Annotated in this window: 8 protein-coding genes and 1 tRNA gene; 6 read left to right on the top strand and 3 right to left on the bottom strand. The window is 64.2% G+C overall.

Features of this window, described 5'->3' with window-relative positions; genetic code table 11:
• Nucleotides 1-139 precede the first annotated feature (139 nt).
• A tRNA-Met gene (locus tag JQ632_RS38475) sits at nt 140-216 on the bottom strand.
• Nucleotides 217-534: 318 nt separating this feature from the next.
• Here JQ632_RS38475 and JQ632_RS38470 point away from each other — a divergent pair.
• Complete coding sequence (locus JQ632_RS38470) at nt 535-1,968, top strand: coniferyl aldehyde dehydrogenase (protein WP_212407929.1); 1,434 nt, start codon at nt 535-537, stop codon at nt 1,966-1,968.
• 141 nt (nt 1,969-2,109) lie between these two features.
• Nucleotides 2,110-3,708, top strand: coding sequence for a GMC family oxidoreductase (locus JQ632_RS38465; protein WP_212407928.1), 1,599 nt, complete (start codon nt 2,110-2,112; stop codon nt 3,706-3,708).
• A gap of 184 nt (nt 3,709-3,892) precedes the next feature.
• Here JQ632_RS38465 and JQ632_RS38460 read toward each other — a convergent pair whose 3' ends face one another.
• Entirely contained in the window at nt 3,893-4,654 is a 762-nt protein-coding gene (locus JQ632_RS38460; RefSeq protein WP_212407927.1) for an SDR family oxidoreductase, read from the bottom strand.
• A gap of 111 nt (nt 4,655-4,765) precedes the next feature.
• On the opposite strand from JQ632_RS38460, the gene JQ632_RS38455 reads away from it, so the two are divergent.
• From JQ632_RS38455 to JQ632_RS38445, 3 genes are all read left to right on the top strand, one after another.
• A complete protein-coding gene (locus tag JQ632_RS38455) occupies nt 4,766-5,278 on the top strand; it encodes a CvpA family protein (RefSeq protein WP_212407926.1) in 513 nt (170 codons plus the stop codon).
• A gap of 179 nt (nt 5,279-5,457) precedes the next feature.
• On the top strand, nt 5,458-6,240 hold the full coding sequence (locus JQ632_RS38450; protein ID WP_212407925.1) for an SDR family oxidoreductase: 783 nt from the start codon (nt 5,458-5,460) through the stop codon (nt 6,238-6,240).
• Between the two features lie 225 nt (nt 6,241-6,465).
• Entirely contained in the window at nt 6,466-7,455 is a 990-nt protein-coding gene (locus JQ632_RS38445) for an NADPH:quinone reductase (protein ID WP_212407924.1), read from the top strand.
• On the opposite strand, the gene JQ632_RS38440 is transcribed toward JQ632_RS38445, so the two are convergent.
• The gene (locus tag JQ632_RS38440; protein ID WP_212407923.1) at nt 7,452-7,928 is read right to left on the bottom strand and encodes a DUF3775 domain-containing protein; all 477 of its coding nucleotides are present in this window, start codon (nt 7,926-7,928) and stop codon (nt 7,452-7,454) included. The two genes, JQ632_RS38445 and JQ632_RS38440, sit on opposite strands and share 4 nt — an antisense overlap.
• Before the next feature lie 111 nt (nt 7,929-8,039).
• On the opposite strand from JQ632_RS38440, the gene JQ632_RS38435 reads away from it, so the two are divergent.
• Nucleotides 8,040-8,888, top strand: a complete 849-nt coding sequence (locus tag JQ632_RS38435; protein WP_212407922.1) for an MBL fold metallo-hydrolase — start codon at nt 8,040-8,042, stop codon at nt 8,886-8,888.
• Nucleotides 8,889-8,978 lie beyond the last annotated feature (90 nt).

Here is an 8,978-nt window from a genome sequence, read left to right as displayed (position 1 = left end):
GCGCTTTGCTAATCCTTCGCCGCCATCAGGCTGGATAGAAGACTTCCACCTCCAAGCTGTCGATCATGCTCGGCACACACAAAAATGGCCCGCGCGAAGCGGGCCATTTGGTGTCATCGGAACCGGTGAAGTCCGAACTTGGTTGCGGGGATAGGATTTGAACCTATGACCTTCAGGTTATGAGCCTGACGAGCTACCGGGCTGCTCCACCCCGCGTTAAACCGTTGCACGCCTTCGTAAAACCTGGGGACAGGCGAGGGACCAGCGCTTGTCGCGTGGTTCCCGTGTCCAAAGGCTTCCTTGGAAGGCAACCCTGATGGCGCTGAGGCCGTCGGGCGCGGGGGTTATCTATCAACCCGAGCTGGCTTTGGAAAGGCCAGCGACGCGTTTTTTTCGACTTTATGACAGGTGAAATGGTGCCGCTTGCCCGAGGTCCTTGGGGGCAAAAAAGCCAGCCCTTGCCATAAGTTCCGCAAAGGGCCAGCTTGCGGCAACAACATTAACTCAGGAAACGCCATTTTTGGGGAGAGCGCCTTGGACCAGCCGCTGAAGAGCGCGCCCCTGCGCGCGCTGGACGATGCCTTCCATGCCATGGTCGAGCAGTCGCGCACCAGGCCGGCTCCTGATCTGCACGAGCGGCTCGACCGGCTGGCGCGGCTGCGGGCCGTCGTCGCCGACAATGAGGAGCGCTTCCGCCAGGCGATCTCGGCCGATTTCGGCCACCGCTCGGCGGTCGAGACCACCATCGCCGAGACGCTTTTGGTGTTCTCCGAAATCCGCCACGCCACAAAACATCTGAAAAAGTGGATGGCGCCGCAGCGCATCGCCACTGCGCTGCAGTTCTTGCCGGCGCGCAACCGGCTCATCCCGCAGCCGCTCGGCGTCGTCGGCATCATCGCGCCCTGGAATTATCCGCTGCAGCTCACGCTGGCGCCCGCGATCGGCGCGATCGCGGCCGGCAACCGAATCATCATCAAGCCGAGCGAGCTCGTGCCGCATTTCTCCGCGCTGCTGAAGGAGCTGGTGGCGCAAAAATTCGACGCCACCGAGATGCTCGTCACCGGCATCGAGGACGAGGTCGCAAAGGCGTTCCCCACCCTGCCCTTCGATCATCTTGTGTTCACCGGCTCGACCCGGGTCGGCCGCATCGTCGCGGAAGCGGCGGGGCGCAACCTTACGCCCGTGACGCTCGAGCTCGGCGGCAAATCGCCTGCGATCATCGACCCGTCCGCCGATCTCGAAGAGGCCGCCGAGCGCATCGCCTACGGAAAACTGCTCAATGCCGGGCAGACCTGCATCGCGCCCGATTACGTGCTGGTGCCGGAGGGCTCGCTCCAGGCCTTTGCGGAAAAGGTGCGCGCGCATATCAAGCGCATGTTCGGGACCGATCCGAACAACAAGGATTACACCTCGATCATCTCGATCAGCCATTATGCGCGGCTGGAGCGGCTCGTGGCTGACGCCGCGCAGCGCGGGGCAAAAATCCTGCAACCGGCCAAGGCCGATGATCCCAACTGGAAGGCGCGGCGGAAATTCCCGCCGACGCTGGTGGTCGGCGCAACGCCCGAGATGGCGATCATGCAGGAAGAGATTTTTGGCCCCGTCCTTCCCGTGATGGGCTATCGCGACGCGGCCGAGCCGATTGCCTTCATCAACGGCCGCGACCGGCCGCTCGCGCTGTACTGGTTCGGCAACGACCGCACCGCGCGCGACGAGGTGCTGATGCGCACCGTGTCCGGCGGCGTCACAGTCAACGACTGCCTGTTCCACTTCACGCAAATCAACCAGCCGATGGGCGGCGTCGGCACGTCCGGCACCGGGGCCTATCACGGCGAATGGGGGTTTCGCACGTTCAGCAAGCTGAAGCCGGTGTTCTATCGCTCACGGCTCAACCGGCTCGCGGATCTCTACCCGCCCTATGGCGGCAAGATCGCGCGGCTGGAGAAGATGATGCGGTTCATGTCGTAGTTATCCGTCATTCCGGGGCGACGCGAAGCGTCGAGCCCGGAATCCATCCAGCGGCATCACACGCGGCGAAATGGATTCCGGGCTCGCGACTTCGTCGCGCCCCGGAATGACGAGAAGAAAATGCAATAGGGGAAGTGAGAAGTGACTGACACATTCGATTTCGTCGTGGTGGGCGCGGGCTCCGGCGGTTGCGCGGTGGCGGGACGGCTGTCGGAGGATGCGGCGACGTCCGTGGCGCTGCTCGATGCCGGCGGGAAGAACGACAATTGGCGGATCACCACCCCGTTCGGGCTCGCTTTGCCGTACAGCGCGGCCAACTGGGCCTTCGACACGGTGCCGCAGAAGGGATTGAACGGCCGTGTCGGCTATCAACCGCGCGGCAAGGGTCTTGGCGGCTCCTCGGCGATCAACGCCATGGTCTACATTCGCGGCAACAAATGGGATTACGACCACTGGGCTTCGCTCGGCAATGCCGGCTGGTCGTATGCGGACGTGCTGCCCTATTTCAAGCGCTCGGAGAACAACGCCGATTTCGACGGCGAGTATCACGGCAAGGGCGGCCCGTTGCATGTCAATAAGCTGCGCTCGGACAATCCGATCCATGACATCTTCCATCAGGCCGCACGCGAGGCGCAGTTCCGCATCCGCGAGGACTTCAATGCCGAGGACCACGAAGGGCTCGGCAGCTACCAGGTGACGCAGCAAAATGGCGAGCGTTGGAGCGCGGCGCGCGCCTATGTGCAGCCCCACATGGACAAGCGCGCGAATCTGCGCGTCGAGACAGGGGCGCAGGCAACGAAAATCCTGTTCGAGGGTGGGCGCGCGGTCGGCATCGAATATGTGCAGGGCAAGCAAAGGAAACAGCTCCGTGCCCGCCGCGAGGTGATCCTCGCCTCGGGCGCCTTCCAGTCACCGCAGCTTTTGATGCTGTCGGGCGTCGGCGATGGCGAGGCGCTTGGCAAGCATGGTATTGGCCTCGCGCATCATCTGCCGGGCGTCGGGCGCAATCTGCAGGACCATCCGGATTTCGTGTTCGTCTACGCCTCCGACTATCCGCATTTCGTTCACGCGTCGCTCGGCCGATTGCCATCCCTGCTCCGCGCCATTCAGCAGTACCGCCGCGAGCGGCGCGGCCTGATCACCACCAACTTCGCCGAGTGCGGCGGCTTCCTGAAGACCCGGCCCGATCTCGACGTGCCAGACATTCAGCTCCACTTCATCATCGCGATGCTCGACGACCATGGCCGCAAGAAGCACAAGGAAGCAGGCTTCTCATGCCACGTCTGCCTGCTCAGGCCGAAGAGCCGCGGCAGCGTATGGCTGAAAAGCGCCGATCCGCTCTCCGCGCCGATGATCGATCCGAATTTCTTGGGCGAGGAGGAAGATGTCGAGACGATGGTCGCGGGCTTCAAGACCACGCGGCGGCTGATGGAAACGCCTGCGATGCGCGCGTTGCAGAAGAAGGACATGTTCACGGCTGACGTGAAGACGGACGACGACATCCGCGCCATCCTGCGCAACCGCGTCGACACCGTCTATCACCCCGTCGGCACCTGCAAGATGGGGACCGATGCGATGGCCGTGGTCGATCCGAAACTTCGCGTGCATGGGATGGAAGGTCTTCGCGTCGTCGACGCCTCGATCATGCCGACGCTGATCGGCGGCAACACCAACGCGCCGACCATCATGATCGGGGAGAAGGCCGCGGATATGATCAGGGCGGAGATGCGGGGGAGTTAGCGTCACGCTGGTGGCGCGAAGCTGTCGCCTCACTCACGGTGTCGTCCCGGCGCAGGCCGGAACCCATAACCCCAGGGAGTGGTTGTGGTGCGCAGCTGGCGACCACGAGTCTACGCCAAACTTCTCCCTGTGGGTATGGGTCCCGGGCTCGCGACTTCGTCGCGCCCCGGGACGACGGCGGTGATCACCCCAACAAAAACCCGCCATCCACCGTCACCACGCTCCCCGTCATGTAGCGCGACGCTTTTGACGCCAGCAGCAGAATCGCGCCGTCGAGATCGCTTTCCGCGCCGACGCGGCGTTGCGGGATGCGTTTGGTGAGCCGCTCGCCGGCGGGCGTTGCCCAGAAATCGTGGTTCATCTCGGTGTCGATATAGCCGGGCGCGAGCGCGTTGACGCGGATGTTCTGCCCGGCGAGCTCCAGCGCCATCGCCTTCGTCGCCTGGATCATGCCCGCCTTGGAGATCGCGTAAGGAGAGACCGCCTTCAACACGCCGGTGCCGAGCACCGAGGCGATGTTGACGATGTTGCCCTCCTGCTTGCGCGCGATCATGCGCCGCGCGAGCTCCGTTGCCAAAAAATAGGCGCCCTTGAGGTTGGCGCCGATCACGGCATCCCAGTCCGCCTCGGTCTGATCGGTCGCGAGCTTTTCGATCGCGATGCCGGCATTGTTGATCAGCACGGTGATCGGCCCGAGCGCGGCTTCCGCAGCATCCACGGCCTTGGCGATCGATGCAGTGTCGGTGACGTCGAGCGCGATGGCCGCGGCACGGCCGCCTCTGGCGCGGATCTCGTCTTCGATTGTCTTCAGCTTGTTCGTCTGCCGCGCGGCGAGCACGACCGCGGCACCATGGGCGGCGAGAACGCGCGCGAATTGCCGGCCCAGACCCTGGCTCGCGCCGGTGACGAGGATCGTTTCGGTGCTGACATCGAAAATATCTGACATTGGCTGGGTTCCCGAAAGGCGTTGCTGCCCCATCATTACAGACGATTTTAGCGATCTGAAACCGGATTGATCGCTTCGCCGTTTCTGATTCAGGGCAGGCAGGGTGTTGCCATGAACAGTTTCGATCTCGCGGTCTCTTCGGCGCTGGCGATCGCGGTCGGCTTCGGTTTCCGGACCGGACTGCTGCGTAGCGCGATGACGATTTTGGCCTATCTGCTGGCCGCTCCGATCGCCGTCTGGCTGATGCCTGTCATCGCGCCGCAGCTCACGCGCGATCTGGCAGCGACGTGGCTGCAGAACTGGATGTGGTTCTTCGTCATATTCCTGTTGGTGGGCATGGCGCTCGGCCGTCTCGGCCGCCGCGCGCTCAACGACACCGCCGCGGCAGCGGGCCTGCCGGATCGCGTGGGCGGCGCCGCGCTCGGGGCCATCAGGGTCGGCCTCGTCGCTGTTACGCTGGTGCTGGTGTTCGACCAGCTCGTGCCGGCCAACCGGCAGCCGCCGTTCCTTGTCGGCTCGCAGCTCCGCCCGCTGTTCTCGGCGGCGGGACAGATGGGTTTCAAGTCGCTGCCGCCGGAGGCCGCGGCCGCCATCGACCGCATCAAGAAGGAGCAGCGAATCTAGCCTCTTCCTTTAACGCGCCTTCTTGACGCGAACCGGTGTCCACTTCGCTTGAAAACGCTCTCCGATTTCATGGCACGCGGGCGCGCCATGCGTTTTGACACGGACGCATCCCTTATCAGCGGCGCTGATGTTGGCTAGAGTGCCGCGTCCAAACCATCCGACATTACGGGAGTGAAACAGTGGATCTTGGGATCAAGGGTCGCCGCGCCATCGTCTGCGCATCCAGCAAAGGCCTCGGCCGCGCCTGCGCCATCGCGCTTGCCGAAGCAGGCGTTCACGTCACGCTGACCGCGCGCGGTGCAGATGCCCTGAAGAAGACGGCCGACGAGATCCGGAAGGCCTATCCGGACGTCACCGTGACCGAGATCGTCGGCGACATCACAACGCCTGCGGGCCGCGAGGCGGTGCTGAAGGCCTGCCCCGATCCGGACATCCTCATCAACAATGCCGGCGGCCCGCCGCCCGGCGATTTCCGCAACTGGACCCGCGACGACTGGATCAAGGCAATCGACGCCAACATGCTCACGCCCATTGAGCTGATCAAGGCGACGGTGGACGGCATGATGGCGCGAAAATTCGGCCGCATCGTCAACATCACCTCGGCCGCGGTGAAGGCGCCGATCGACATCCTCGGCCTTTCCAACGGCGCGCGCGCCGGCCTCACCGGCTTCATCGCCGGCCTGTCGCGCAAGACCGTGATCAACAACGTCACCATCAACGGCCTGTTGCCGGGCCCGTTCGAGACGGACCGTCTGACCGGCACGGCCAAGGCCGAAGCCGCCAAGCGCGGCGTCACGCCGGAACAGATTCTGGCTGATCGCGCCAAGCAGAATCCCGCCGGCCGCTTCGGTCAACCCGACGAGTTCGGCTATGCCTGCGCGTTCCTGTGCGGCGCCAAGGCCGGCTTCATCACCGGCCAGAACATTTTGCTCGACGGCGGCGCCTTCCCGGGAACGCTGTGACGAGCGATGGCGCCTTGTCGGATCGGTCGTCGGAGGGCTCGGTTCACCTCTCCCCAGCGGGGAGAGGTCGATTTGCGCCAGCAAATCGAGTGAGGGGGTGCCGCACCACATGAGAGCGTAACCCCTCACCCGGATTGCTCCGCAATCCGACCTCTCCCAAGGGAGAGGTGAATTCCCGATGCCGCACCAGTTCAACTTGACCTCGCTTCGGAGAACGAAAAGCTGATGAAGGCGATTTGGTACGAGCAGACGGGACCGGCGACGGACGTCCTCACCTATGGTGAGATGCCGACGCCGGTCGCTGTTTCAGGCGAGGTGCGCATTCGCCTGGAGGCATCAGGCGTCAATCCGGCCGATGTCGGCCGGCGCGGCGGCAGCTATCGGGCGATGGAGTATCCGCGCGTCATCCCGAACAGCGACGGCGCCGGCTTCATCGACCAGATCGGCGACGGCGTGACACGGTTCAAGATCGGCGACCGTGTCTGGCTGTTCAACGGCCAGCGCAACGGCCGCGCCTTTGGCACGGCCGCGGAATACATCGCGCTTGCCGAGCGGCTGGTGACGCCACTGCCGAAAAACCTGTCGTTTGCCGAAGGCGCAACGCTCGGCATTCCCGCCATGACGGCGTGGTGCGCCCTGTTCGCGGACGGCCCCATCGTCGGCAAGACGGTGCTGGTCACCGGTGGCGCCGGCGCGGTCGGCCACTACGCCGTGCAGCTCGCCAAATGGGGCGGCGCGGAAGTGATCGCGACCGTGAGCTCGGCCGCCAAGGCCGAGCAGGCGCGGCGCGCGGGCGCCGATCTCGTGATCAATTACCGAGAGGACGACGTCATCGCGAAGGCGATGGCGTTCACGAGCGGGCGCGGCGTCGACCATGTCGTCGACGTCGACTTTGGCGGCAATATCGCCACCACGCTCAAGCTCATGGCGGTGAATTCGACGATCGCGGTCTATGCCACCAACGGCAACCGCACGCCCACGGTGCCGATGCGCGATCTCATGGAAAAATGCATCAATCTGCGCTCGCTGGTGCTGTTCGCACTACCGCCGGCGCTGCTCACTGCCGCGCAAGCCGACATCTCGAAATGGCTGGCTGCAGGGACACGCATCCACAACATCGCCGGCCAGTTTCTGCTCTCGGAGACCGCGCAGGCCCACATGGCGGTCGAGAAGGGCGACAAGGTGGGAACGGTGATCGTCGACTGCGCGCGCTAGCGCCGCTTCGTCGGCTCATTCTCGTTGCGTTCACCGAGGCTGGAGGAATCTGCCGTGGTGCGCTCGTCGGTCCAGTCCATGCCAAAGGCGTCGAGACCATCGGCGAGCAGGTCTCCCAGCATCGGCTCGCCGAGAAGATATTGCGCCGTCTCGCGGCGCGGATTGCGATATTCGGCGCGCGCCTCGACAGCGCGGGCGCGAAGATCGTTCCAGTCGTCGACCCCACCGTCCCCGCGCCCGATCCACACCAGCGTCACCAGGTCGACCTGCTCATCCTCGTTCAGGTCGCCGATGAAGGCCGAGAGCTCGCGGCCGACGGGATCTGAGCCATCGTCCGTGAGCACGTCGAGATTGTCATCGTCCGTGGGATTCGAGCCGGAATCCGGGTCCGCATTGCCTTCCTTGACGTCGTATTCGCGCGCCTTCTCGATCAGGAACGCGACCTTGTCGACGGATATAGCGAGCTCTGGCATGGCTCCCTCCTCGGTTGCCGCGATAACGCCGCATCGCACCGGATGATCCATTGCGCGAACGGGCGGAAACCCGCATCTTTCCCCGCCAGCAAGAACAAGGGAAACGCAGGAATGTCGTGGACGGTCGGCAAGGTGAAAATCACCAGGTTCGTGGAAATGGAGACGGTGGGCTCGACCCGTTTCATCCTTCCCGCCGCGACCAGCGACGAAATCCAGAAGATGCCCTGGCTGATTCCGCATTTCGCCACCGAGGAAGGTCGGCTGAAAATGGCGATCCACTCGCTGGCGGTGGAAACGCCGACGCGCCGCATTCTTGTCGATACCGGCCTCGGCAACGACAAGCAGGGCCGCAACGTCCCGACCTGGAACAACCGCGATACGCCGTTCCTGGAGACGATGACTGCGGCAGGCTTTGCGCCCGACAGTTTTGACACCGTGCTGTGCACGCATCTCCATGTCGACCATGTCGGCTGGAACACAAAGCTCGTCGATGGCAAGTGGCAGCCCGCCTTCCCCAGGGCGAGCTACGTGTTCGGCCGGACCGAATACGAATACTGGCGCGACAATTCGAGCGAGCCGGACAAGGCCGCGGTGTTCGCGGATTCGGTCAAACCCATTGTCGACGCCGACCGCGCCGAACTGATCCGGAGCGACCATCAGCTCTGCGACGAGATCAGCCTGATCCCGTCGCCCGGCCACAGCCCCGGACACATGAGCGTGCTGATCCGGTCCGACGGCGAGCAAGCCCTCCTCACCGGCGATGCCGCGCACCATCCCTGCCAGATGGCCCGTCTCGACTGGTCCTCGACCGTCGACGCCGATCCAGGGCAGGCGGCCGAGAGCCGGCGCACGCTGTTCTCGCGCTTTGCCGACACGGCGACGCTGGTGATCGGCGGGCATTTTTCCGGCGGCCACATCAGACGCGACGGGGATGCGTTCAGATATGTGGCGCTGGGGTGAGCACACACGGAATCGTAGCAACCATTAAACGCCGAGGAGTTTTTCAGTCCACGGCGTTCCGCGTTGCACGACGGTGTTGGCATAGATGAG

The organism is Bradyrhizobium liaoningense, from assembly GCF_018130955.1.
Taxonomy (GTDB): Bacteria; Pseudomonadota; Alphaproteobacteria; order Rhizobiales; family Xanthobacteraceae; genus Bradyrhizobium; species Bradyrhizobium liaoningense_C.
This window is presented reverse-complemented; position numbering and strand designations above follow the sequence as displayed.

Excerpts from the sequence above, each read along its gene's own strand:
- JQ632_RS38460 (WP_212407927.1), bottom strand. The coding sequence starts at position 4,654 with ATGTCAGATATTTTCGATGTCAGCACCGAAACGATCCTCGTCACCGGC.
- JQ632_RS38440 (WP_212407923.1), bottom strand. The coding sequence starts at position 7,928 with ATGCCAGAGCTCGCTATATCCGTCGACAAGGTCGCGTTCCTGATCGAG.
- JQ632_RS38455 (WP_212407926.1), top strand. The coding sequence starts at position 4,766 with ATGAACAGTTTCGATCTCGCGGTCTCTTCGGCGCTGGCGATCGCGGTC.
- JQ632_RS38435 (WP_212407922.1), top strand. The coding sequence starts at position 8,040 with ATGTCGTGGACGGTCGGCAAGGTGAAAATCACCAGGTTCGTGGAAATG.
- JQ632_RS38445 (WP_212407924.1), top strand. The coding sequence starts at position 6,466 with ATGAAGGCGATTTGGTACGAGCAGACGGGACCGGCGACGGACGTCCTC.